Source organism: Variovorax sp. PBS-H4 (genome assembly GCF_901827205.1).
Classification (GTDB): Bacteria; Pseudomonadota; Gammaproteobacteria; order Burkholderiales; family Burkholderiaceae_C; genus Variovorax.
This window is the reverse complement of sequence record NZ_LR594675.1, coordinates 1,143,280-1,168,067: the sequence shown is the minus strand read 5'-3', so window position 1 is coordinate 1,168,067 and position 24,788 is coordinate 1,143,280. Positions and strand designations below refer to the sequence as shown.

Annotated in this window: 24 protein-coding genes; 15 read left to right on the top strand and 9 right to left on the bottom strand. The window is 64.2% G+C overall.

Annotated elements, in window-relative coordinates; all coding sequences use genetic code 11:
• Window positions 1–2 precede the first annotated feature (2 nt).
• Genes E5CHR_RS05515 through E5CHR_RS05500 form a run of 4 tightly spaced genes read right to left on the bottom strand, consistent with a single transcriptional unit; the run spans window position 3 to window position 3,413 of the window.
• Window positions 3–518, bottom strand: a complete 516-nt coding sequence (locus E5CHR_RS05515; RefSeq protein WP_162578752.1) for an aromatic-ring-hydroxylating dioxygenase subunit beta — start codon at window positions 516–518, stop codon at window positions 3–5.
• Entirely contained in the window at window positions 515–1,825 is a 1,311-nt protein-coding gene (locus tag E5CHR_RS05510; protein ID WP_162578751.1) for an aromatic ring-hydroxylating oxygenase subunit alpha, read from the bottom strand. Before E5CHR_RS05510 ends, E5CHR_RS05515 begins: the two co-directional genes overlap by 4 nt.
• A 20-nt stretch (window positions 1,826–1,845) precedes the next feature.
• Window positions 1,846–3,099: an NAD(P)/FAD-dependent oxidoreductase gene (locus tag E5CHR_RS05505; protein ID WP_162578750.1), complete on the bottom strand. Its 1,254-nt coding sequence runs from the start codon at window positions 3,097–3,099 to the stop codon at window positions 1,846–1,848.
• Window positions 3,096–3,413: a non-heme iron oxygenase ferredoxin subunit gene (locus E5CHR_RS05500; RefSeq protein ID WP_162578749.1), complete on the bottom strand. Its 318-nt coding sequence runs from the start codon at window positions 3,411–3,413 to the stop codon at window positions 3,096–3,098. The genes E5CHR_RS05505 and E5CHR_RS05500 overlap by 4 nt, the downstream gene beginning before the upstream one ends.
• A gap of 299 nt (window positions 3,414–3,712) precedes the next feature.
• Here E5CHR_RS05500 and E5CHR_RS05495 point away from each other — a divergent pair, with 299 nt between their 5' ends.
• The 5 genes from E5CHR_RS05495 (at window position 3,713) to E5CHR_RS05475 (ending at window position 9,707) form a co-directional block, all read left to right on the top strand.
• Complete coding sequence (locus E5CHR_RS05495; RefSeq protein WP_162578748.1) at window positions 3,713–6,094, top strand: xanthine dehydrogenase family protein molybdopterin-binding subunit; 2,382 nt, start codon at window positions 3,713–3,715, stop codon at window positions 6,092–6,094.
• Window positions 6,091–6,942 (top strand): FAD binding domain-containing protein, encoded by an 852-nt coding sequence (locus E5CHR_RS05490; RefSeq protein WP_162578747.1) that lies wholly within the window; start codon window positions 6,091–6,093, stop codon window positions 6,940–6,942. The genes E5CHR_RS05495 and E5CHR_RS05490 overlap by 4 nt, the downstream gene beginning before the upstream one ends.
• Window positions 6,943–7,007: 65 nt before the next feature.
• A complete protein-coding gene (locus E5CHR_RS05485) occupies window positions 7,008–8,165 on the top strand; it encodes a xanthine dehydrogenase family Fe-S subunit (protein WP_232062268.1) in 1,158 nt (385 codons plus the stop codon).
• Between the two features lie 122 nt (window positions 8,166–8,287).
• Window positions 8,288–9,094 carry an alpha/beta fold hydrolase gene (locus E5CHR_RS05480; RefSeq protein WP_162578745.1) on the top strand — a complete coding sequence of 269 codons (807 nt, stop codon included), beginning with the start codon at window positions 8,288–8,290 and terminating at the stop codon, window positions 9,092–9,094.
• Between the two features lie 82 nt (window positions 9,095–9,176).
• Window positions 9,177–9,707 carry a MarR family winged helix-turn-helix transcriptional regulator gene (locus E5CHR_RS05475; RefSeq protein ID WP_162578744.1) on the top strand — a complete coding sequence of 177 codons (531 nt, stop codon included), beginning with the start codon at window positions 9,177–9,179 and terminating at the stop codon, window positions 9,705–9,707.
• 585 nt (window positions 9,708–10,292) lie between these two features.
• On the opposite strand, the gene E5CHR_RS31645 is transcribed toward E5CHR_RS05475, so the two are convergent.
• Together E5CHR_RS31645 and E5CHR_RS05465 are read right to left on the bottom strand one after the other, a co-directional pair.
• Window positions 10,293–10,937, bottom strand: coding sequence for an alpha/beta hydrolase family protein (locus E5CHR_RS31645; RefSeq protein ID WP_232061968.1), 645 nt, complete (start codon window positions 10,935–10,937; stop codon window positions 10,293–10,295).
• A 299-nt stretch (window positions 10,938–11,236) separates the two neighbouring features.
• Window positions 11,237–12,640 carry an MFS transporter gene (locus E5CHR_RS05465; protein ID WP_162578743.1) on the bottom strand — a complete coding sequence of 468 codons (1,404 nt, stop codon included), beginning with the start codon at window positions 12,638–12,640 and terminating at the stop codon, window positions 11,237–11,239.
• Window positions 12,641–12,953: 313 nt separating this feature from the next.
• Here E5CHR_RS05465 and E5CHR_RS05460 point away from each other — a divergent pair, with 313 nt between their 5' ends.
• Window positions 12,954–13,817, top strand: a complete 864-nt coding sequence (locus tag E5CHR_RS05460; RefSeq protein WP_162578742.1) for a LysR family transcriptional regulator — start codon at window positions 12,954–12,956, stop codon at window positions 13,815–13,817.
• Window positions 13,818–13,839: 22 nt separating this feature from the next.
• Here E5CHR_RS05460 and E5CHR_RS05455 read toward each other — a convergent pair whose 3' ends face one another.
• Window positions 13,840–14,760 (bottom strand): LysR family transcriptional regulator, encoded by a 921-nt coding sequence (locus E5CHR_RS05455; protein ID WP_162578741.1) that lies wholly within the window; start codon window positions 14,758–14,760, stop codon window positions 13,840–13,842.
• A gap of 152 nt (window positions 14,761–14,912) precedes the next feature.
• On the opposite strand from E5CHR_RS05455, the gene E5CHR_RS05450 reads away from it, so the two are divergent.
• The 9 genes from E5CHR_RS05450 to E5CHR_RS05410 all read left to right on the top strand — a co-directional run bounded on the left by E5CHR_RS05450 (window position 14,913) and on the right by E5CHR_RS05410 (window position 22,955).
• Entirely contained in the window at window positions 14,913–15,767 is an 855-nt protein-coding gene (locus E5CHR_RS05450) for a fumarylacetoacetate hydrolase family protein (protein ID WP_162578740.1), read from the top strand.
• Between the two features lie 119 nt (window positions 15,768–15,886).
• On the top strand, window positions 15,887–16,921 hold the full coding sequence (locus E5CHR_RS05445; RefSeq protein ID WP_162578739.1) for a hypothetical protein: 1,035 nt from the start codon (window positions 15,887–15,889) through the stop codon (window positions 16,919–16,921).
• Between the two features lies 1 nt (window position 16,922).
• The gene (locus tag E5CHR_RS05440) at window positions 16,923–17,363 is read left to right on the top strand and encodes a nuclear transport factor 2 family protein (protein WP_162578738.1); all 441 of its coding nucleotides are present in this window, start codon (window positions 16,923–16,925) and stop codon (window positions 17,361–17,363) included.
• 35 nt (window positions 17,364–17,398) lie between these two features.
• On the top strand, window positions 17,399–18,202 hold the full coding sequence (gene hpaH / locus E5CHR_RS05435; RefSeq protein ID WP_162578737.1) for a 2-oxo-hept-4-ene-1,7-dioate hydratase: 804 nt from the start codon (window positions 17,399–17,401) through the stop codon (window positions 18,200–18,202).
• Between the two features lie 42 nt (window positions 18,203–18,244).
• Window positions 18,245–18,895, top strand: coding sequence for a flavin reductase family protein (locus E5CHR_RS05430; protein ID WP_232061967.1), 651 nt, complete (start codon window positions 18,245–18,247; stop codon window positions 18,893–18,895).
• Window positions 18,896–18,939: 44 nt separating this feature from the next.
• Entirely contained in the window at window positions 18,940–19,794 is an 855-nt protein-coding gene (locus E5CHR_RS05425; protein WP_162578736.1) for a TauD/TfdA dioxygenase family protein, read from the top strand.
• Window positions 19,791–20,768 (top strand): Bug family tripartite tricarboxylate transporter substrate binding protein, encoded by a 978-nt coding sequence (locus E5CHR_RS05420; protein ID WP_162578735.1) that lies wholly within the window; start codon window positions 19,791–19,793, stop codon window positions 20,766–20,768. Before E5CHR_RS05425 ends, E5CHR_RS05420 begins: the two co-directional genes overlap by 4 nt.
• A gap of 13 nt (window positions 20,769–20,781) precedes the next feature.
• Entirely contained in the window at window positions 20,782–22,014 is a 1,233-nt protein-coding gene (locus E5CHR_RS05415; protein ID WP_162578734.1) for a cytochrome P450, read from the top strand.
• Entirely contained in the window at window positions 22,014–22,955 is a 942-nt protein-coding gene (locus tag E5CHR_RS05410) for a PDR/VanB family oxidoreductase (RefSeq protein ID WP_162578733.1), read from the top strand. Before E5CHR_RS05415 ends, E5CHR_RS05410 begins: the two co-directional genes overlap by 1 nt.
• 89 nt (window positions 22,956–23,044) lie before the next feature.
• Here E5CHR_RS05410 and E5CHR_RS05405 read toward each other — a convergent pair whose 3' ends face one another.
• On the bottom strand, window positions 23,045–23,644 hold the full coding sequence (locus E5CHR_RS05405; RefSeq protein WP_162578732.1) for a nuclear transport factor 2 family protein: 600 nt from the start codon (window positions 23,642–23,644) through the stop codon (window positions 23,045–23,047).
• A gap of 31 nt (window positions 23,645–23,675) precedes the next feature.
• Window positions 23,676–24,767, bottom strand: a complete 1,092-nt coding sequence (locus E5CHR_RS05400) for an SMP-30/gluconolactonase/LRE family protein (protein WP_162578731.1) — start codon at window positions 24,765–24,767, stop codon at window positions 23,676–23,678.
• Window positions 24,768–24,788: the final 21 nt, after the last annotated feature.

The window sequence follows — 24,788 nt, the reverse complement described above, 5'->3', positions numbered from 1 at the left end:
ATTCAGACTGGGTAAGCCAGGGCTGTGTCAAGAATTTCGGTGTCGTGCACCACTTCGCGGCTGGCAATGAGCAGCCGTTCGCCTTCGCGTACGAAATGGTCGTGGTAGATGCCCGCCAGGTGCACGGTGGAAGGCCCCTCCACCAGGGTCTGCATCAGGATGAAAGGTGTTTGCGAGCTGATCGTGTGGTCGGTCTCCTGCAGCACGCGCGTGATCCCCAGGACATGCAGCATGTGGCGGGGCGCGAACATCTGGGAGTGCGCCACGGCGAGGGCACGATCGGTGATCATGTCCAGGCCCTCGCAGTAGACGAGTCCCACGGGCATGTTGAGCAGCGCGTTCTGGCGCGAGGTGATCCGGTACGTCGCTTCCTTGCTGAAGAAGTCGGGCCAGCGCTCGACGTCGTTGGCGTCGAGGGCGGCGCAGTACTCGACATGAAAGGAATCGATCTCGGCGCGCAACTCGGCCGCGCGATGCGGCGCGATCGTGGACCTGGTGTAGGCGAGTCGCTCCTTCATGCTGCCTTCTCCGCGACACGGATGCCCATGACATCCCGGTAGTACTGGTAGAGCGATCGGATGCACGACTCCGAGATCAGGTTGCGTGCCGTGCCCTGGTGGCCAGCGTCGAGCTTGACGACGTTGTTGTCCGTGGACGAATTGCGGATGCCTTCCTGCACGAACTTCAATGCCTCGTTGTCTTCGAGGCCGAGGAAGCCGGACGGACCCATCAAATTGCCCTGGCGCAGGCGGTGCCGAGTCATCTCGGGGGTGTCATCCTCGTAGCCGAACATGGTCCACTGCATCACCATGCTGTTCGGGCCGTTCGGGATGATCTGGCGTACGCCCATCGTGTTCATCTGCCGCTGAACGATCAGGTTCGGCCAAACGGTCATCATGTTGGCGGACCACGGCGACTTGAACTCCCGAACGTAGTCCAGGAACCGTTCGTCGCGCAGCCTGAGGGTTTCGCTGAACGATCGCATCTCCGCCTTGTCGTCGGCGGCTACCGTGGCATAGATCTCGTCCGGCTTGGACGATGCCATGTAGCCGTGGCGGCCATGTTGCTTGTCCGCGAAGACGATCGACTTGATGCCGGGCACGAGCAGGCCGAATACGACGAGGAACGAATGCAGCAGCGTCGCGTGGTACGGATCCTTGAGGTTCTCGTGATACATCTTCCAGTTGCACGGAAGCTCATTGCGGCAATAGCCCAGGATCTTGAGCTTCTTGCCCGAAAAGGGAACGTCGAACTCCTCGAGGATCTCCTTGGTCAGGTATTCGTCCAGCGGCGGGGTCTTGTCGGAGTAAGTGGCGAACACCACGCCATTGCGCGTGGCTACGCGCAGTTGACGGGTGCCGTGCTCGGCGTTCTTGAAGTCGGGCGGCATGCCGCCCACCTTGCTGATGCCGCGCTTGAATGGAACGCCTTGCAGATTGCCCTTGAGGTCGTATGACCATTGGTGATAGGGGCAGACGAATTCCTTGGCGTTGCCCTGGCTGGAGCGGCAGAACTCGGCGCCGCGATGGGCGCAGCGGTTTTCGAAGACGGAAATCGTGTTGTCTTCTGCGCGAACGATCACCACGGCCGTCGCGCCCACGTAACCACGCTTGTAGTCGCCGGGGTGCGGAATTTCCGCTTCCAGAGCGACAAAGTTCCAGGTGTCTCCCCGAAAGATGCGCTCGATCTCCTGGTCATAGATAGCCTGGCTGGTATAGACCCAGTCCGGGATGTTGTTCAGGGCGTCCGCGGGCCAGACACACTGCTCCAAGGGCGGATTCTTTCGGGCATTCGTGATGCCGATGACCGCCTGCGATTGATACATGAAAGCTCCTTGGGCTCTTGTTAAACGGTGGAGACGGCGCCGGCCTGCATCTGCTTGGCCCAAGCGCGCAAATGGGTGGCGTCGTCCCGGAAGTCGTCGAACTGCACTGTCCGCCTCTGCTCGAACAGAGGGCGAATGGCACGCAGATCGGCGCCTGCATTGATGGCCACGCCGTGCAGCGGAATGGCGTCCCGATGGCCAATCCACAACACCTTGCCGGAGGCCGGGTCGCCTCGGCGCACATACTCGAGATCCGGAGCCGGCAGGCCAAGCACCTGGATGTTGTGCTTTCCCTGGTCGGTCCAGAACCACGGCACCACCGGTGCCGGAAGGGGGGCGCCGAGCATGGCGGCTGCGGCGGTACGTGCCTGCTCGTTCGCGTTCTGCCAGGATTCCAGGCGCGTTGGCGCAGCCTGGCCCGGGCGCTGCTGGCTGGTGCAGTCGCCGCATGCGAACACGTGTTCGTTGCTGGTGCGGCAAGAAGCGTCGACCAGGATGCCGCCGCCTGCCGCGATCTCCAGGCCGGCACCACGGGCCAGGGCGTCGTTGGGCGAGAGGCCAATGGCGACGACGACCTCGTCCACCTCCAGATCGCCGGTATCGGTGGCCACGCGCATCCGACCACCGGGCAGGGATCGGACGCCGTGGAGGGAGGCCCCGAGCAGGAGCCGTGCACCTGCCTCTCGCAGCCCGGATGCAAGCCACGCCGACGCCTCGGGCGGCAGAAAGCGATCGAGCAGGCACGTCGCGCGTTCGAGCACGGTCACTGCCGCGCCGGCCGACAATGCGGAATTCGCAATTTCCAGGCCGAGGAAGCCACCGCCCAGAATGGCGATTTTCGGCTTGCCCTGGAGTGCGGCACGCAGCCTCCGGGCGTCGTCGAGGGTGCGGACGTAGTGCACTTGCGGATGGCCTGCTGGAGCGGATGCCAGTGTGTTGGCCTCCCCGCCGGTGGCGACAAGACACATGTCGTACGGGAGCACCTGGCCGCCGGCAAGGCGGACCTGCCGCTTCGAAAGATCCAGGGCAGTCGCATCGCTGTTGCTCAGCAGATCGATGTCGCCGAGCGCCCAGGCCTCTGGCGCGAGCACGTCGAGGCTGGGCTCTTCGGCTGCCACCAGAACGGCCTTGGACAAAGGCGGCCGCTCGTACGGCTTGTGGCGCTCCCGCCCCAGCATCGTGATGCGGCCGCGGTAGCCCTGTTCGCGTAGCGCGCGTGCCGCGACGGCCGCGGCCTGGCCGGCACCAACGATGACAACGCCAGGTGAGGTCATGGGCTGGCAGGCGACAACACATAGATGTCATCGCCCTCCCGCTTGACGGTGTGGGTGCGCAGGTCCACGGTGACCGGCGCGCACATCGCCCTGCCCGTACGAACGTCGAAGCGACCCTGGTGCAAGGGGCATTCAACACAGCCGTCCTCGATATAGCCCTCCGACAGCAGGGCCGTGGCATGCGTGCACATGCTGTCCGTGGCGAAGAACTCGTCGTCGATACGGAACAGCGCGACGCCGTGGCCAGCGACATTGACGGTCTTCGCTTCATCGTTGCTCAGCTCTTGCGCCGAGGCGACCTTGATCCAGTTCATGACTCCATCCTGTGGTTGCAGACCGCAGAAACTACTCAGTGAACTGTCATATTAATGAAATCGATCAACGACTTCAAGTACGGGTTTGTACTCTTTGATGCTGCACCAGATTGGCGTCTGGATTCCCGAAAATGAGGCGATAGAAGACCAATTTAGCTTGGGATATGCACCAGATGAAGACTTGATGTGTCACTAGGGTTTGCCTCGACAGGGTCTGGCTTTTCCCGCACGATCGTCAGCCTTATACTTGTGCCAGTGAACTGTCATATCTTGCCGCTGACGCAAGGAAAGAGAAACGTATGGACCAAGCAGACATTCCGGCGAGGCTGTTCAAGCGCGAGGGCATCGGCGCCCGGATGCCTCGAAAGGAAGACGCGCGCCATCTCGTCGGAAAGGGCAACTTCGTGGGCGACTTCGTGCTGCCGGGCCTCCAGGAGGTCGCGTTCCTGCGCAGCCCCCTGGCGCATGCCGTCATCACCGGCGTCGACATTCCCGAGGCGCTTGCCGGGAAGGTGTTCCTGCGCGGGATGATGTCGGATGCGGCAGACATCGGCTCGCCGTCTTCCCTCCCCACTTACCAGTACTCGGCATTGCCGCCGTTGGCCTCCGGCAAGGTCCGTCACGTCGGGGAGGCCATCGCGATGGCAGTTGCTCCGACGCGTGCCGTGGCGGAAGACCTGCTGGAGGAAGTGCAAGTCTCGTATGACGAACTGCCCGTCTATCACAGCGCCGAGTCCGCCCTCGCGGCCAAGGACGAGTTCATGCACCCCGAGTGGAAGGACAACGTGTTTCTGACGCTGCGGGCCAATCGCGACTTCGAAGAGCTTGCCGCGAAGGCCGAGGTGAAGGTCAGCCGCACGGTCGAGCTGTCGCGCCAATGCATCGTGCCGCTCGAGGGCAAGTCCGTCCTGGCCTACTGGGATTTCCAGGCCGATCAACTGGTGGTGGTCAGTGCGACCCAGGTCCCGCATCTGCTGCGCGTGGGAATCGCCCAGCATCTCTCGATGAACGAAGAAGCCGTGCGCGTGGTGTCGCCGGACGTCGGCGGTGCCTTCGGCTATAAGGGGCAGCTCTATCCCGAAGACCTGTGCATTGCCTGGCTGGCCAAGACATATCGCACGCCGTTTCGCTACCTCGAAGATCGACGCGAGCACCTGATCGTCGGTGCCAATACGCGGCAGCATCACTATCGGCTCACGGCCTACGCGGACCGGACAGGAAAGCTCCTGGCGCTCGATGCCGTCATCACCATCGACGGCGGCGCCTATTCGTACTATCCCTTCTTTGTCGGCCTGGAGCCTGGCCAGGCGATCGGCAACCTGCCGGGTCCCTACAGCTTTCGCGGCTATCGATGCGAGACCCTCTGTGTTGCAACCAACAAGCCGGGGTTCATGGCCTATCGCGGTGTCGCGCGCACCGGCGTCTGCTTCGCAATCGAACTCCTCATGGATGCCGTGGCAAGGGAGGTGGGTCGCGAACCCTGGGAAGTCCGGATGGAGAACTTGGTTCCGGCTGCTGCCATGCCTTATGTCAATGTGGCCAACAAGCACTTCGACAGCGGTGACTTTCCGGCAAGCCTGCGGCGCGCCGTGGAGATGATCGGGCTGGACGCCGTCCGCGAGCGCCAGGCGCGCGGAGAGCCGGACGGACGCCTGATCGGCTTCGGCACGGCCACCTATACCGAGCAGTCTGCCCACGGCACCACCGTATTCGCGAACTGGGGCTTGCCAGTGGTGCCCGGCTTCGACCAGGCGGTTGTCAGGATGACTGCGGATGGTGGACTCGAAGTGCGTGTCGGCGTTCACTCGCACGGCCAGGGCATGGAGACCAGCTTTGCGCAGATCGCCAATGACGTGCTCGGCATTCCGGTGGCAAGAATTCGGGTGGTGCATGGCGATACGGCGCTCACTCCGTTTTCTTCGGGTACCTACGCCTCGCGCGCCACGGTGATGTCAGGGGGGGCCATCTCGGTCGCATGCAAGGAGCTTCTGCCTCGCATCCAGTCGATCGCCGGCTACCTCATGGGGGTGGATGCTCAAACCGTCGCATTGATCGAAGGGCACGCCGTGGCCGGCGACAAGTCGATTCCGCTATCGAAAGTCGGGGCTGCGTGGTACCTCACACCGCAGGACTTGCCTGCAAACGTTCATCTCGGCGGCCTGGAGGTGTCCCGTGCGTACAAGCCCAAGGTCGATACCGGCACCTTCACGTATGCGACACACGCCGTGGTGGTGGCCGTCGACGCCGAGACGGGCGAGGTCGAAATCCTCGACTACGTTGTCGTCGAAGACTGCGGAACCATGGTCAATCCGATGATCGTGGAGGGGCAGACCATTGGCGGCATTGCGCAGGGCATTGGCACTGCGATGTACGAGGAGAGCCCGTACGACGATCAGGGCCAGCCGCTGGCCTCCACCCTGGCGGACTACATCCTGCCGGGCGCCACGGAAGTGCCGCGCATTCGCATCGAGCACTTCGAGACACCTTCGCCGCACACCGAATTCGGTGCCAAGGGTGTGGGCGAAGGCGGCGCGATCGCGCCGCCGGCTGTGATCTTCAATGCCGTGAACGACGCCTTGCGCGGTACCGGTGCTGCCGAGGTGCTGATGACGCCCTTGACGCCGCGCCGCCTGCTCACGGCCCTCGAAAGTGGGAAGCGCCAAGAGGAGCACGCCCGATGAAAGCGCCAAAGTTCGCCTACACGCGCGTTCTCGAAGTGGATGAGGCCATCGCGGCGCTGGCGGCTGGCGGTGGCGCCGCGAAAACCATGAGCGGGAGCCAGTCTCTCGGCCCCATGCTGAACTTGAGACTGGCCCGCCCCGCACAGGTGGTCGATGTCGCACACATTCCCAGTCTGCGCACCGTCAGCCGCAAGGCCGACTGGGTCGAGATCGGTGCCGCCGTCACCCATGCCGAGATCGAGGATGGTGTGCACCCGCCGCTGGCTGAGCATCCCATGCGCCAAGTCGCACGCGGGATCGCCTACCGCGCGATCCGTACCCGAGGTACCGTCGGAGGCAGCCTGGCGCATGCCGATCCTGCGGCCGACTGGGTGGTGACGTTCGCTGCACTCGGCGCACGCGTGGTGGTCAGGTCACCCCGAGGTGAGCGCACGATCGAGGCCGACGCCTTCATGCTCGGTGCCTACACGACCGTGCTCGAGTCCGATGAATTGATCGTCTCCATCGTTGTGCCCTCGGAGACGCCAGCCACGCGTTGGGGATACCACAAGGTCTGCCGCAAGCCAGGTGAGTTTGCAGAAGCCAGTTCGGCGGTCTATTTCGATGCGTCGCGCAAACGCGCGCGAATCGTCCTGGGGGCCGCTGATGGCCCCCCCATTCCTCTGCCCGCGCTCGCGGCAGAGATCGCGGGCAAGGGTGCCGCTGCGGCAGGGCGCGAATCACTGCGAGGGGCTGTACGCGCCGCGCTTCCCGAACGCGACGCCATCGACCTGAAGCTCTTCACGGCCTGCGTGGAGCGCGCACTCGAGCAGTCCGGCATCTTTGCCGGCCCCAATCAAGCGGAGTAGAAGACTTGGACCCGATTTCCATTCAAGTGAACGGCCGCAGTTTCAGCCGGCAGGCCGAGCCGAGGATGCACCTTGGCGACTTCCTGCGCGACGAACTCCGCCTGACAGGCACGCACCTCGGCTGCGAACACGGCGTCTGCGGCGCCTGCACGGTGCTCGTCGACGGGCAGCCCACGCGCTCGTGCATCACGTTCGCCGTGGCATGCGAAGGCCGCGAGGTCACCACCATCGAGGGCTACGACGATGATGCGGTCATGCACCGCTTGCGGCAGGCGTTCACGCGCCACCATGCGCTGCAGTGCGGCTTCTGCACACCGGGGATGCTCACCACGGCACGCGACATCGTGCTTCGCTTGCCCGAAGCCGACGAAGCGCGCGTACGGGTCGAGCTATCAGGGAACCTGTGCCGGTGCACGGGATACCAGGGCATCGTGGATGCGATCCTGGACGTGCTGCAGCAGCAGCGCGACAGCCCCGACGTGCAGTTCGAGAAGCTGCGGCAAAGAATGGGCGCGCCGCGAACCATCGCGGTGAAGCGTGTCACGGCAGCGATGCAGGCCGAATCGCCCATTCCGTCACCAGGCAAGCCGACTGCACCCAGTTCGGCTGCTGCTGCGGACCTGGCGGAAGTCGATCCGGTGGCGATGGCCAAGGCCAAGGCCAAAGGCAACGTGATCGAAGTCCATTTCGATGTGCCTCATCCCGTCGATCAGGTGTGGGCGTTCATGGGCGACCTGCCTGCGGTCGCGTCCTGCCTGCCCGGCGCGACCATCGACTCGCACGAGGGGGAAAGAGTCAAGGGCACCCTCGCCATCAAGTTCGGCCCGATGTCGGCAGCCTTCGTCGGCGCGGCACGGCTGGAACGTGACGATGCCGCCAGGCGTGCCGTCCTTCGTGGGGCGGGCCAGGACAGCCTGAGCAAGTCGCGCACGCAGGGCGACATTACCTACCGGCTCGAAGCACTGTCGGCGGACAACACCCGGGTCCACGTGGACATGATCTACGCGCTGCAGGGCCCGCTCGCGCAATTTTCCCGCTCGGGGCTCGTGAAGGATTTCGTGCGCCGGATGGTGGCGGACTTCGGCAAGCAGGTCTCCCGCAGACTGGGCGGGCAAGGAGGGTCGGCCAACGAGCCGCAACCCACGGTCTCCATTGCCGCAATGATGTGGAGCGTGCTCTGGAACCGCGTCCGTGGCTGGTTCGGAAGGCCTCCGCAAACCTGAGACACCTCATGCCGGGTGCGGCGAGCACCCTCAGCGGTGTGCAAATGAGTTTTTGTTGATGCAAGTTCCAGCACCGGCCCGGGGCGAGAGCGACTGGGCGCGTGGAACATCCCGGAGTCGAAATGAGTTCCCTTCTTCATGGCTATCACGTACGCGCCAACGGGGTGCGGCTGCACCTCCTGCGCTATGGCGGACAGGGCCCATGCATGCTTCTTTTGCCTGGCATCACGAGCCCGGCGATCACGTGGGGTTTCGTCGCCGAGCGATTGGCTCGCCACTTCGATGTTCATGTCCTGGACTTCCGGGGGCGCGGCTTATCCTCCAGCGTGCCCGGGATGGACGCAAGCCTCGATGCCATGGCGGCCGACGTGCTCCATCTGATGGAGGTCCAGGGATGGTCTTCCGTCACGCTGCTGGGTCATTCCATGGGTGCCCGCGTGGCGATTCGTGCCGCTGCGCGCGACGCTCCCCGCATCGGCAGGTTGCTGCTGGTCGACCCGCCGGTGTCCGGCCCCGGCCGCCGCGCTTATCCCGTGCCGCTGCCTTGGTACGTGGAATCCATCCAGAAGGCCGTCAAGGGGATCACGGCCGACGAGCTTCGTCCTTACGCGCCGACCTGGACGGACGAACAGCTGCAACTGCGGGCCGAGTGGCTCCATACGTGCAGCGAGGAGGCCGTCATTCAGGCGCATGCCGGTTTTCACAGCGACGACATCCACGCCGATCTGGCCAAGTTGCAGACGGCCGGGCTTCTCATGACCGCGGGGCGAGGTGGTGTGGTGCTTGAAGAAGACCTGGCGGAAATCAAGACACTTGCGCCGGGCCTGCTGCAGTGCACGGCTTCGGGCGCCGGCCACATGATCCCCTGGGACGATGAGGTCGACTTCCATCGCCTGCTGGGCGAGTACCTCGAGGTCGACCTGTTGTAGCGAGGCTGGAGGCGCGGCCGGCTTTCTATTCACATGCAGGGGAGCCGATACACTTGCCGGCTGACACTATCGGCGACTCCAGATGATGACGAAGCGTTCTCCGGCTCAGAAGAAGACAGGTGGCGTGACAGAGGTGGCAAAGCCCCCGGCCCCCGAGCCTTTCAATCCATTGCGAGAAGTGATGTGGCGTCGTCCGGGCTTCCTGATTCGTCGGCTGACTCAGATTGGCCAAGCGATCTTTTTCGACCTGTGCAAGTCTGAAAGCATCACGCCGCTGCAGGTCGGCATGTTGACGGCGCTTTCGATGAACCCCTGGCTCGATCAGAAGGCGATCGGTCGGGAGCTTTCCCTGGATCGAACGACGACAGCAGAAGTGCTCAAACGCCTGGCTGACAAGGGGCTGGTTGAAACTCGCGTCAATCCGGACGATCGTCGATCAAGACTTTCGGTGATCACCACAGACGGCCTGAACCTGATCAACGACTTGCAAGAAAGCATTCACCGATCACAGGAGCTATTGATCGAGCCGCTGTCTCCCGACGATCGTGCCGTCTTCATGAAGCTGCTGGCTCAGCTCGTGGATGCCCACGAGAAGATGGAGAAGCAGGACTAGTCCTTCGGGGCACGTCTTCGAAGTGAAGTCTTGGAATGAAGATCGTCGCCAACCGCCCCGACGAGGAACGGTAAAGCGGCCGCTCGGGCGCAGGCAAGCGCGTCTCGTCGGCTCAAAGCTATGGCGCAGAAACCAAGTTCTTTAGGAAAAATTCGGCAATTCGAGAATTGAGTAAGGGTACTACCTGCCCTCGGTCGAAACTCGGCGGGTCACTCAGCAGACGCTGCGCCACGCTCCCAGTCTCCAACGGTGGCATTGGAGAAAGCATCGAACCGTGGCCGCCTTCCGGGATGCGCATGACGACCTCGCATCGGGGTTCACACGCAGCGAGGATGGCTCCCACATGAAAGCGGGGCACTTGGTTGATGTCCTTTTCTGCAATGACCAGTCCCAGCGCAGTTACGGGCTGCTTCAAGCTTGCCGGATCAAAGTCCGCGGCGAATGGGACCATGGCCACCACGGCCTTGACGCGTGCGTCGAAGCCACCTTGCATGGCACTGTCGGAGAACCGCGCTGCAATAACGGCCTTCGCCAGCCATATCTTGGGCGCGTCCAGCCAGTCGCCATTGAGCAGTGTGAAGAAACCTACGCAGGACGAAAAATCTTCGCTGATGTGCGCTTCGCAGTGGTTCCTGAAGCGCGCCTTCGACCATTTGCCCCGGCCATCGACAAAGCAGTGTGTCCACCTGCAGACCCTCCGAACAGGCCGACCGAATCAAGGCGCAAATCAGCCGCCAGCGATGGGCTGCTGGAGACGACGTCAATCGCCTGAGAAACTTCGATCGGCCGCTTGATCCAACTCGCAGGCCCCGGCTCAGACGGGTCGAGGTAATTGTCCCCTGCGTGCTGAGGCAAGGCGACCGTAAATCCTCGTTGCACCAAAGCTCGCGCCAGATCCGCGTGCACCCAAGGGCTTCCGCCCGAACCATGTGAGATCACAACCATGCGTCCATTGCCCTTCGAAACGCGGCCTTTGGCGGCCCATGACAACGTGAATGGACCCTGGGAGGCCGGGATCTCTGGGTCCGAGGACGGATAGAAAACGGTGACGAGTCCACCGCCGGGCTGCGGCAACTGCATGAAGCCCAGTGTGGGCGATTGGGCGCGCACGGACTGCCCCGCTGCCAGCAACAACACACAAAGGGTGATGGGTCCGTGCTGGTGAAAAGAGGATTTCCCGGCCGCAGCAATTGAGCTGCGAACCCTTGCGGCAAACTGGAACAGGCTCATGCTCGAATTATGGTGAGCTGGGCGCTGTTTCGAACGTCGGGTCGTCCCGGTAGAGGTCTAAGTCGATGCCGCGCCACCAGTTTCTCCGATGCCAGCGCCCCACTGACCATCACCGGATGCGGCGCAGCGGATGGTGGGCGGGAAGGCGTGAGCGGCGGGTTCTCTCGTGTACCGTGTGTACTCGAAGAAGCTGCCAGGCCATGCGTCATCGAGTTGCGCGGCGCTCTCTTACGAGAACGAAGGCCCAATGTTCACAAGCGTATGCAAATGGAACGGGCGACCGACCATGACCTGGCCGGTCAATCGCCACTCCAGCTCAGTCCGGCTGCCAGCGCGAGTGCCGCGGCTATGGCCAATGAGGCTGCAGAAAAGCCGAGCCGCGCGGCTTGAGCGCTCGCACCATCGGGCGCGATCACGATGAACAGTCCTCCGATCATTGCAACGCTTACTGCAGCGCTGATCTGCAAGGTGGCGTTTACCAGGCCCGAAGCCAGCCCCGCCCAACGTGTTCCGACCTGGTCCACGTTCAAGCGCACCAGCGCAGGAAGCGCAACGCCTTGCCCGACACCGATCAGGAACAGGGGAAACGCGAGCCAGGACGGCACATCGGCAAAGGCCAGCACCGCGACCATGACCAGACCGAGTACCTCCAAGATCATGCCAAACGCAGCCGTGCGCGAGCCCATCTTCCGCGCAATGCGCGGGCCGCACAGTGGGCCGAGGAAGAAGCCAACGCCGAGTGGCAGGACGGCCAGGCCGGTGGCCATTGCGTCGTGACCCAGACCGACCTGTTCGTACACCGCGAACACCAGGAAGAACGCGGCGAGCCAATAGAAGAAGAAGGTCGACGCCAAGCTGCGTCGCAGCCCGCGCACGGCCAAAAGCGAAGGTAGAAGCAAGGGCGTCCTGCCGGCGAGTTCCTGTTCCTTTTCGTATCGCCAGAAAGACCGTAACAACGGCACGCTCAGAATCAGCAGCGCCATGCACCACCATGGCCAGTTGTGCTCCCGCCCTTCGATCAGCGGTACCACGAAGGCCAGCAAGCCAGCCGCCAGCAGCAACGCCCCCGGCACGTCCAGGCGAGCCGAACGCTCGGCACGGCTTTCACGCAGCAGCACCAATGCAGCTGGAACAGCAAACACGATAATGGGGAGGTTGATCAGGAAGACGGTGCGCCATCCCAGCCCCCACGGGCTGGTCGAAACGAGCACGCCCCCCAACAACTGGCCTCCCACTGAAGCCAGGCCGAATGTCGCGCCATAGAGACTGAGCGCGCCGTTTTTCTCGCTTGCCGGGAAGATCGCGTGAATCGACGCCAATGATTGTGGCGCCATGATCGCCGCACATATCCCTTGCAGCAGCCGACCGACGACAAGCATGCCGGGCGATGGCGCCAGACCACACAATGCCGAGGCGACGCCAAAGCCGAGCATGCCCCCAACGAATACGCGCTTTCGACCATAGAGGTCACCTAAACGCCCGCCCAGGATCAGGGTGACGGCATAGGCTGTGGCATACACCGAGATGACCAGCTGCGAGACGTCCGAAGATGCTTGCATGCCCGCGCGAATGGCGGGCAGGGCCACGTTCACGATGAAGAAATCCAATGGTGGCAAGAGAGTGCCGGTCAGCAGGACGGTCAAGGCGAGCCAGCGGCGCGAATCAGGGGCTGCTGCCTCGGCAGTTGGAGTCAACGTAGTCATGGTGTGCGAGTCTCAAGGTGCAGCCGCTCGAACACGCTGCGGCGCGATGGTGGTAAAGCGAGGCACGTCGACCATCGCCGCTGAGAGTTCAGGTGAGGCAAACGGCGTCGCGTAGACAACGACGGGCGAAGTTTCAGTTTGGAAGCGCCCGCTCCAAGGGCGGCCGTGTCATTCAACTTGTTCATGCCATGAGATTCCAGATGAGGCTGATCCGAAGGTCAGCGTGACAAGGCCGTTATGTTGATATCAAAGGAAATGTTTTTGAACTGACACTCCTGTACATTTCCCGTACGTTTTTGAACAACCGCTTGACATGGAATGGAATGACGTCCGCATCTTTCTGGAGGTTGCACGCGGTAGGTCTTTCGGCGAGGCCGCCCGGCGTCTGGACGTGAGCCATCCGACCGTCGGGCGGCGAATAAAAGTGCTCGAGGACGAAGCCCGGCAGCCGCTTTTTCGTCGGACCAAGGACGGACTGGTGCTTACGGACGCCGGCGACGCCGTGCTGGCGCTGGCGGAGTCCATGGAGGATTCCGCGATGTCCATGGAAAGGCGGCTGACCGGCAATGACCAGCGGCTCGAAGGCATCCTGCGGATCTCGTCAGCGGACTGGTTCGCCGGCTATGTCCTGGCGCCGGTCCTGGCCGAGTTGACGCGCCTTCATCCCGCTGTCGTGCCGGAGGTGATTGCAAGCTATCGATTGCTCGATCTTTCGCGTCGCGACGCCGACGTCGCCTTTCGCATCGTGCCCTTCAGCGAACCCGATATTGTCCAGCGCCGCCTGATGCGCATTTCATACGGTGTCTATGCTTCGGCCGAGACCGTACGGGCGTTGCATGACGATCCGGCATCAGCCGGGGTCATTCTCATGAATACCGCGCAGTCGCATTTCCCCGATGTAGCCTGGGTGCTGGACAGGTTTCCACGTTCCAGGCGTGTCTTCACGAGCACCAGCCGGTCGGTCCAGGCACAGATGTGCCTGAGGGGCGTGGGTATCGCGGTACTGCCAAGGCCGCTCGGCGATGCAGTCTCCGGATTGCAGCGCATCGACACGCCGGATCACCCTCCGACGCGGGATATTTGGGTTGGCTACCATCAAGACCTGCGGCACATGGATCGCCTGCGGGCGATGCTGGATATCGCCGACACGATGCTGTCGGCTTCCGAGCGTGCATGACAGGGCAGCGTCCCGCGAAAAACTAAGATCCGGCCGTCGACGAACTGCTGAAAAGCGCGACCATGGCGTTTCGCAGCCAGCGATGCGCCGGATCAGCGTCCTGGCGCAGATGCCAGTACATCCTGATGTCCAGTGGTGGCATCGCAAAGGGGACGTCGCAGATCTCCAGATCATCGGCATTTCGGATGTTGCGCGCCACCGAGCGCGGAACTGTGACGAGCAGGTCCGTCTGCAGCAATATGCTGGGCACCGCGAAGAAGTGCGGCACACGCAGGACCACGCGATGCTGCAGGCCGAGTGACTCCATGACCATCTGGACGGGCCGTTGCAGCGAACCCGGAGGATCGACCTCGATGTGCACGGAGCGGACGTATTCCTCGAGCGTGAGTGCGCGGCGCCGTTTACGCGCAGGGCGTGTGCGCAGCACGACATAGTCGTCCCGGAACAAGGACCTTTGCTTGAGCGTCGCAGGCATGTTCGGCAAGTGGCCGATGGCAATGTCGGCAACGCGTTCGCGCAGCATGGCTTCGTATTGCACGCGTGAGGCCTGCACCACGACCGCCGACGCAGCCGGCGTGTGCTGGCGCAAATGACGCAGCAGGCGCGGCAGGAATACCAACTCCCCGACGTCGGACAGCAGCAGCTGGAACTCGCGCGTGCACTTTGCTGGCTCAAACACACCGGAGCTGCTGACCGAGTCCTCGATCAGACGCAGGGCTTGGCGCACCGGCTCGATCAGTTGTTCGCTGCGCGGGGTGGGCTGCAAGCCGTTCACGCTTCGCACAAACAGAGGGTCGCCCAGGCTGTCACGCAGGCGACGCAAGGCATGACTGACGGCGGGTTGCGTCAGATGCACATGGCGCGCCACTTCGCTCAGATTGCGCATCCGGTAGATGGACTCGAACACTCTCAGAAGGTTGAGGTCCAGGGTGTGGGCGGGCATGGCAACGGGTTGGAAGGCAGGGCCGATTAATTCTATGCATTTTCGTTCTTAACGCTATTCAGTGGATTTATCCGGGCAGCCGCCGAATACTGGTGCTCATGACGGCATCGCGCATACGACGAAGCCGCACCCGACACCATGGAGACGACGCTTTGAGACTTGCCAGCTTCATCGCCCCGGACGGACGCCCGGCTTTCGGTGCACTGTCTGCCGACGGCGCCCGCCTGAGCAACCTCGCTACCGGCGAGGTGCCGGACTTGCGCACCGCGCTGGGCTCATGGGACAGCGATGAGCTGCGGCGCAGGGTTGCGCAGGCACGCCACGACATCGCGCTCGCCGACATCCGCTGGCTGCCACCCATTCCCCAGCCCGGCAAGATCCTTTGCGTCGGCCTCAATTACGCTGCCCACGCAGGTGAGGCCGAGCGCGAGATGCCTCGCCATCCCTCGGTGTTCACGCGCTTTGCCGACACGCTGGTGGGCCATGGTCAACCCATTCATGTGCCCCGGTGCTCCACGCAGCTTGACTACGAGGCCGAACTGGCAGTGGTGATCGGCCGTGGCGGGCGGCACCTTCGTCAGGAGGAGGCCTCTGCTGCGATCGCAGGCTATGCCTGCTTCGCCGAGAACTCTGTGCGCGACTACCAAAAGCATACGGGCCAGGTCACACCCGGCAAGAACTTCCACGCCAGCGGGGGATGGGGTCCTTGGCTTGTCACCGTCGACGAGGTGCCGGATGTCAATGGGCTGGAGGTCGTCAGCCGCCTCAATGGTCGGGAAATGCAGCGGGACAGCGTTGCTCATCTGATCTATTCCATTGCCCAGATCGTTGCCTACGTGTCCGAGTTCACCCCCCTCGCGCCTGGCGATCTGATCGCGACCGGAACGCCGGCCGGCGTGGGCTCCCTGCGCAAGCCGCCGGTGTTCATGACCGCCGGCGACGTGCTCGAGGTCGAAGTGACCTCGCTTGGAACGCTCCGCTTGCCCGTCATCGCAGAGCCTGCCTGACTTAGCCAACAACCTTCTTTTGGGTATTCACCATGCACTCCAGTCTCTCCGAAGTTCAGGCACTCCCGTTCCTCGACCGGTCAGGGCGCCTACCTGGCCAACCGCAGATCTGGGACCCCATGCTGGTCACCCGGGAGGCCATAGACGCCGAGATCGAGAGGCTCGGCCGCATTCCACGACCTGCCAACGGCAGGCGCTGCTCGGTCATCGTGCATCCGGCCTCGCGGACTGCCAACAGTTTCACTCCCGGCACGCAAGTGGCCCTCAGTGTGCTGCTCCCCGGGGAGAGGACCGCACCGTTCAAGACCAATGCAAACCTTCTGGAGATCTGCATCGGCGGTAGCGGCCGCGTGACCGTTGATGGCAGCTTCGACACAGCGTTGCACGACGTCTGGACCGTGCCCTCGATGCGGGGCCATGTGCACGAGAACAACGGCAGCACGCCCTGGGTCCGGCTCACCTATAGCAACGGCCCGCTGCTGGAACTGCTCGGCGTGCTCTTCGAAGAGGAAGGTGTGGCCGTACTGGAGCGCGAACGTCCGCATGACGGCCTCAGCCAAGAGCACAGGCGTAAGTACGCTTGGGAAAATGCACCTGACATTCAGCTGACGCAAGCCGGCGCACGGCTGCGCGGCTATGAGTACCTGACCGACATTTCGGTCGTGCCGAATCCGGCACTGCATTGGCCCTGGAAGGAGGTCTGGCCGCATCTGTCCCATGAGGCCGGCGACGGCAAGAGACGGATCTGGCTGCTCTACCACCCCGGCACCGAGCGCCGCAACGGAACCACGGGTACCTACTTCGCCACCATCGGTGGCTGCCCCGCTGGCACACCCCTTTACACCGGTGCGCACGGCCACCGGCACACCTCGGCCTCGATCAACTACCACATCTCCGGACACGGCCACAGCGTGGTGGACGGCGTACGAGTGGATTGGAAAGCCGGCGACCTGCTGCTGTCCGCGCCGGGCTGGTCCGAGCATGCGCACTATCACGGCGAAGAGGGATGGCGCGTGCTGACCGTGCAGGATCACCCGCTGCACATCGCCATGGGCTCTTTGCTGTGGCAGGAAAAGTACGACGGCCCCATCCTGGCCCTAGGCAGCGAGGAAGGCCAGAAGGGCTATACCGCGCCGCGGACCCAGGGCGATTGAGATGACGGTTCAGGCACAACTGTCCGATCTGCTCGACGAACGCCAGGCGCTCCGGTGCGTTGTCGATTTCTACGCCTGCCTGGACCGCGGTGACGGTGTTGGCGGCGCGGCCTGTTTCGCCTTGGACGGTGTCTGGGAGCGCGACAGCGGCCCGGTCGGTGGCCGTGCCGCCATCGCGCAGGCGTTGGCGGGCCGCCCCCCTGGCCGCCGAACGGCGCACACGGCGTTGAACTTCCAGTTCCTCCCGCGGAACAACGGTCAAGCCACGCTGAGCTTCACGCTGGTTGCCTATGAAGCCACCGTCGAAGATGCCGCGGCGGTGCCGGTTGGCAGGCTGGCCGGTATCCGCCACTGCTGCGACACCCTGGTACGGGTGGACGGTGCCTGGTTGATCCAGCACAAGACATCAACGCCATGGATGCGGCACCAAGGCTCCCGCTGACATCTTCTGCCACGCCCCCGACGCACCACAACCTCATGTTTGACGAACGTCTGATCGCTGAACTCGCTGCAGAACTGCAGCACGCCGAAACCTCGCGGGTGCAGGTGACGCACTTCTCCAAAAGATATCCGGACATGACGATTGCCGACGGTTACGCCGTGGCGCGCGCCTGGGTTCGCATGAAGGTCGGCGCCGGGCGCATCGTGCGTGGCCACAAGATCGGCCTGACTTCGCGCGCCATGCAGCAGGCCAGCCAGATCACCGAACCCGACTATGGAACGTTGCTCGATGACATGTTCATCGAACAGGGCGCCGACATTCCTGCTGACCGTTTCATCGCGCCACGCGTGGAGGTGGAGCTTGCCTTCGTCCTGGGCCGGCCCCTGCGCGGCCCCCATACGAGCATCTGCGACGTGCTGGCTGCAACCGACTACGTGGTGCCCGCCATCGAGATCATTGATGCGCGCATCGAGCAGCTCGACCGTGAAACGCGGGCCATGCGCAAGGTGTTCGACACCATCGCCGACAACGCCGCCAACGCCGGCATCGTCGTCGGCGGTCGCCCTGTCCGGCCCGATGCCCTTGATTTGCGCTGGGTCAGCGCGCTGCTGTATCGCAATGGTGTGATCGAGGAATCCGGCGTCGCGGCGGCGGTGCTGAACCACCCGGCAGCCGGAGTGGCCTGGCTCGCCAACAAGCTGGCGCCTTGGGGCGAGTCGCTTGCGGCAGGCGAGGTGGTGCTGGGCGGCTCGTTCACTCGGCCGGTGCATGCGGCTGCGGGAGACAGCTTCCATGCCGACTACGGCGCCTTGGGCTCCATTGCATTCCGATTCGTGTGAACCAGACCCGCCATCCGTTCGCAATCCCACAGGTTCGATTCCATGGACACCCTTTCAGCCACACGCATGACCTTCATCGACACCCAGGATGCGCGGCAGCTCAAGCCCTCGCTGTTCAACGCCATCGTGGCGCCACGCCCGATTGGCTGGATCAGCACGGTCGATGCGCACGGCCGCGCCAACTTGGCTCCGTTCTCGTACTTCAACGGCATCTCGCCAGCGCCGCCGATGGTGATGTTCACTTGCAATGCGCCACCCGATCGGACCGAAAAAGACACGGTTGCCAACGTGCGCGTGGTACCCGAATTTGTCGTCAACTTCGTGTCTTTCGCGCAGCGCGACGCGATGAACATGAGTTCGGCCACGGTTCCGGCGGAACATGACGAATTCGAGCTTGCAGGCCTGCAGGCGCTGCCGTCACACAGCGTGCGCCCACCCCGAGTGGCCGGCGCGCCCGCGCACCTCGAATGCCGCCTCGTGCGCATCGTCGACATCGAGCCCCAAGGGCCGGGTGAGCGTCGCAGCAGCCTCGTCATCGGCCGCGTGGTCGGGGTGCACGTGGACGAACGCTACCTGGGGCCAGAGCAGCGCTTCGACACCGTGCTGGCGAATCCGCTCGTGCGCCTCGGCGGCTTCACCTATGCCACTGTCGGCCAGACGATGGAGATCGGCCGCCCCCAGTGGCCAGGATGAGGCGCCTCGCCCCAATTTGCGTTCACCCCCCTGGAGACAAACCCATGACCCCCACACTCACCCCTCTGCACCATTGCCTGGGCTACCTGGTCGAGGGCCTCGACACCTCGCGCCCGCTGGCACCAGGCGTGCAGGAACTGCTGCGTGGCGCATTGGCCACGCGCGGATTGCTCGTGTTTCGCGACCAGCAACTCGGCGACGAACAGCAGGTGGCCTTCGCCCGCATCTTCGGGCGCATTTCCAAGCAGGGCCCCATCCAGCGCATCAGCCCGGATGCGACCTATGTGTCGAACGTGCGGCGCGACGGCGCCTTCGGTGACGTAGAGCTCAATTTCCACTCGGACCAGATGTACTTCGACCATCCGTTAAAGGCCATCATGCTGTACGGCATCGAGGTCCCCTCGGAAGGGGGCGAGACGCTGTTCTCCAACTCGGCAGCCGCCGTGGAGCGCATGCCGTCGACGTTGCGCGAGCAGCTTGCCGGACGCTCGGTACTGGCCAGCCTGGACTATGGCGCCTTGCGCTATGGCGACGAGCTGCGCAGCCAGGTGCAAGTCCAGGTGGCGCAGGCCACGCATCCGGCCATCGCCGTGCACCAGGCATCGGGGCAGACCATCCACATGATGAGCCCGGACACCACGCGCTTGATCGAAGGCTACGACGCTGACACGTCGGCTGAGTTGATCGCGCAGGTGTCGGACATCGTGGCGGACGAAGCGTACGTCTACCGCCACGTGTGGCGCGCAGGAGACCTTATCGTCTGGGACAACACGTTGCTGCAGCACGCCCGGTCGAAGTTCGCACCCAGCGCCCCGCGTACCCTGCGCCGTTGCGCGATCGCCAGCGACAATGAACCCGTCGAAGTGCCTCCTGCCCTGGTCGAAGGGGTGCCGGCATGATCACGCGCCGCCAGTTGCTGCACGTGCCCTTGGCCACAGCCATCGCGCTCCCAGCACTTGCGCAGCAGGGCTGGAGGCCCGCCAAGACCATCACCATCCTCGTGCCGTATCCGGCAGGCGGTCTGATGGACGCGATCGGGCGCAGGATCGCAACCTCGCTTTCGGCCTCGTTCAAAGTGCCTGTGATCGTGGACAACAAGCCGGGTGCCAACACCATGATCGGTGCAGCGGCCGTCGCCAAGGCCGCCGCGGACGGCCATACGCTGCTGCTGACCACAGACGCGTCGATCACCATCAACCCCTACCTGTACCGCAAGATGTCCTACGACGCCGAGCGCGATTTCGCGCCGGTCACCATGCTGTGCAACACGGTGGAGTGCCTGATCGCGCACCCCAAGGTGCCGGCGGCGACACTGCCCGAGTTCATCGCCTGGGCGAGGCGCGAGGGCAACAAGGTCAACTACGGCTCCTTCGGCATCGGCAGCAATGCCCATCTGGCGGGCGCCGAACTTCAGCAGTACCTGGGAACCGAACTGAACCACGTGCCGTACAAGGGTCAGGCCGATCTTTACCAGGCGCTTCTGGTCAACGACATCCAGTTTGTCATCGGCACGACCGGCGTCGCCACGCAGTACATCCACGAAGGCCGGCTCAAGCTGATTGCGCCGCTGCGGCCGAAGCGGGCACCGCAGTTCCCGGAGGTTCCATCGGCCGCCGAGCAAGGCGTCCCCATTGGCCACGGAGGGGCTTGGTTCGGATTTCTCGCCCCCGCTCGGACGCCCCCGGCCGCCATCGACGTGCTGGCACGCGAGATCGGTGTCGCGGCGCAGGACCGCGACTTCCAGACCCACCAGGTCTTGAACCAAGGATTGGAGCTTTCGCAGAGCGGACCCCAGGCCATGGCGTTGCGGCTGCAGAAAGACCGCCAGTACTACAGCGCTCTGATCGAGCGTTTGCGCGTCAAGCTCGATTGAGGAGGACTTGCGCATGATCGATTTCAAACAGCTCAACGATCCCGTGTTCCTGCAGGGCGACCGCATGCCGGTCTATCGGCAACTGCGCGAAGAACAGCCCGCGCTGGAACTGCTCGACCAAGAGCGCCAGCCGTTCTGGCTCGTGTCTCGGCACGCCGACGTCCAGGCGCTGCTGCGCCAGCCCGAGGCACGTGTGCAGCCGCCCGGCATGGACACGCCTGCCTGGCTCGCACCCGGCCCGGCGATGGACCGGATGAAGGCCAACCTCGCTCAGACCGACGCGCCAGTGCACACGCGCCTGCGCAAGCTGCTGAGCCCCTTGTTCATGCCGCGCAGGGTGGAGAGCCTGCGTGCGATCGCGGCCGAAAGTGTGCAGCGGGCGCTGCAAGCCGTGCCTTCAGACGGCCAGCCATTCGACGTCGTGCAGCAGATGGCATCACAGGTGCCGCAGGGCGTCACTTGCCACCTGCTGGGCATCCCAGCGCAGGACTGGAGCGCGTTGGTGTCGAAGCAGCATGACTTCCTGCTGATCTTCTCTTCGTTCCGGATCTCCGATGAGGAGCAGCGGCGGCTCGATGCGGTCGTTGCGTTCTATATGGCGTATTTCCAGTCGCTGCTCGGCAGTGGCTCGCCTCGCTCGGAGTTCGTCGAACTGCTGCTCGAAGCCGAGTCCCGTAACGAGCTCTCGCGCAAAGAGTTGCTGTCGATCATGCACACGGTGCTGGACGCGGGATACGAGACGACCCGTACTTCGATCGCCAATGCGATCGAAGTACTTGCAGTCAATCCCGCGCTCTATGCGCGGCTTCGGGCCGAGCCGGAGAGGGTACCCAATGCAGTCGAGGAACTCCTCCGCTACCGCACGCCGATCCATGTGCGCAACCGCTTCCTGGCGACGGACTACACCACCTCCAATGGCGTGCAGATCCCGGCCGGCGCGAACGTGTTGCTGATGCTGGCCTCGGCAAACCGCGACGCTGCCGTGTTCGAGGCGCCTGACGAGATGGATCCGGGGCGGCGCAACGCCAACGCGCACCAAGCCTTTGGCGGCGGCATGCACCACTGCCTGGGCGGGCCGATAGCGCGCATCCAGTTGCAGGAGACCTTGCGCGGGATCTTGGAGCACGTGGAGACGATCGCGCCGGGGGACAAGGCGGGCGAACGCTACCCGTCCCTCAAGTTCCCTGCGCTGGCCAAGCTCGACGTGCGTTTCCAATTCGCCGGCCGCGGACGGGAGACAACATGATGGAGCTTGAACTCACCGGCAAGCGTGAGTTGTCATCCGGTGTTGCGAGCTTGACCTTGCAACGCCCGGATCGTGGGCCGCTACCGACATGGCGAGCGGGCGCGCATCTGGAGCTGAGTCTGCCAGGCGGCATGGCGCGCCAGTACTCGCTGTGCGGCGATGCACAGAACACCAACGCCTATGAATTGGCCGTTTTGCGCGAGCCCGCCGGGCGCGGCGGATCTGCCGCGGTCCACGACTTGCTGCGCACGGGTGACCGGGTGCAGGTACGCGGCCCGCGCAACCATTTTGAACTCGCCTCTGCAAGCCGCTACCTGTTCATTGCAGGCGGCATCGGCGTGACGCCGATCCTTCCCATGCTGTGCGCAGCGGAACGAGCCGGCGCCGACTGGAGGTTTCTCTACGGCGGCCGCAGCCGAAGCTCCATGGCCTTTCTTGACGCGTTGGCCCACTGGGGCGAGCGGGTGCAGATCCGCCCACAGGATGAATGTGGCCTCCTGGACGTGGAGGCGTTCATGGGCCAGGCCCGCACCGACACCTTGGTCTACAGCTGCGGACCGGCGCCGCTGCTCGCGGCCGTGCAGAGGGCCGGCCGGGCAGGTGCCTGGAAGCCAGACCAGTTGCGCATGGAAAGTTTCGGTGCCGCCATACCCCGAGAAGGCCAGGCCGCAGGCAGCGCTTTCTCGGTCGTCCTGGCCCGCTCGGGCGTTACGGTGGCCGTGGAGCCCGGTCAGTCGATCCTTGCGGCCATTGCCGACGCCGGCATCCACGTGGCCTCGTCCTGCGGCACCGGCGTGTGCGGCACCTGCGAGTCGCGGATCCTCGAGGGGATCCCAGACCATCGCGACAGCCTGCTGTCGGAGACCGAGAAGAGTGAAGGGCAGTTCATGCTGATCTGTGTCTCGCGGGCATCTTCGGCGTGTATCACGCTGGATCTGTAGCAGCGAACGCACGCTCGCAAGCTTGGCGCAAAGACATGCCTCCCGTCGCCGGAGACGGTGCGCCGTGCCGTCTTTGCACCTGATTCGGCTCAGAGTGGCTTGCCGGCGAGCCAGCCCTTGCCGCGCGCATAGAGCGCTTCGACTTCGGCTCCCCCGAGCTGCGGCATATCGAGCTTGACCTGGTAGCCGATCTGCGTCTGGATGTAGGCCAGGTGCCGGTAGCCCGCCGGGAACTGCGAGATCGCGGTCTGATCGAGCACGAGCTTCGCGTCCGGGTCGATCGGATCGACGCGGTCCTTCTCATAGATCGGCTGACGAACGACGAGGCCCCAACGGCCGTCGCGCCTCTCGAAGAAGTCGTAGAAGCGGCCGGTGCAGACCACGTCACAGGCCACTCCCTGCACGTCGCCGCGCTGGGAGATGGTCATCTTGGTCTGCGCGATCGCGCGATCGCCGGCCAAGTCGATCGAGGTCCCGCCGAGGAAGTGCAGGATGCTGACGCCGCGCGCCCAGCCTTCCTTCGTCACGCGGATGAACTCGGACGCGGGGCCCTGGAACCACGTCGCGTTCATGACGCCGTCGTGGTGCCACACGGTGGCGAAGCGCTCCCAGTCGCCGGCATCGCGCCACACGGCCCAGTTCTCGACGAGATCGCGGATCGCGAGGCGGTCGGTCCATTCATTGGTCATTCGTTGCTCCTGGTCGTCTCAAGACATTGCGTCAGTGCGCGGGCGCCGATCCGCCCTTGTTCACGCGCAGCCGATAGATTTTGCCGACGCCAACCGTCGCCACGTAGAGCGTGTTGGCTTCGGGTCCGCGGCCGAAGCCGAGGTTGACCGGGCTCTCGCGGTTGGGCAGCTGCAGCCGCGCGACCAGATCACCTGCAGGCGTCATCACGTAGATGCCCGGACCCGACGGTGCGCTCGGCAACGCGAGGTAAACGTTGCCCTCGACATCGGTCGCCATGCCGTCCACGCAACCTGCCTTCTCGAGGTCGAGCAGCACGCGGGGAGCCCCGGGCTGGCCGGCCGCGTCGAGCGCATAGGCCACCAGCCCCCCCGCGCCCGTGCGGTCGAGGGCCGCCCTGCCCTGCTCGCCGAGTGCATTGGTGCCGGGGTCGCAGTGGCCTACGTAGAGCGTGCGCCCGTCGGGCGACAGCTCGACCCCGTTCATCTTCGAGTTGTCGCCGAGGATGCGGGTGAGCGGCCACAGGCCCCTGGCGCCAGCCGCGGGCGGATCGATCCTGTAGACGGCGTTGATGCGCTGCTCCATCGTCTCGGCGCCGAAGAGGCGCAGATCCGAGAAGTAGATGCGCCCGGCGCTGTCGATGGCCACGTCGTTGGGCGCGTTGAGCTGGCGGTTCTCGTGGAAATAGGCCACCACGCGATAGTTGCCGCTGCGCAGATCGGTGACCGAGACGCGGCGCCCGCCGAAGTCGGCGCCTTCGGCCGTCACGAGCCGATCCTGCGCGTCGATGGCCACGCCGGCGGCCATGTTGCTGGGTTCGCGGAAGATACGGGGCCTGCCACCGGGCGGCAGGACCCAGATCCTGCCGCCCTGCACGCCGGCCGCGTCGCTGCAGCCGACCGAGCGCGTGATCTCGGTGAAGTAGATGCTGCCGTCGGAGGCACTCGCGAGGCCCTCCATGACGCCACAGCCGCCCGAATGGACGAGCTCGAATGACGGCGCGGGAAAGAATTCCTGCTGGCGCGCAGGCGCGGTATCGCCCAGGTTGCTCAGGCGCAAAGGAGCGGGCTGCGCATGGGCCTGCACGGCGAGCAGCAGGACGGCCAGGGTCAGGGTGAGTCGCATGGGTTGTCTTCTCGGTTGCGG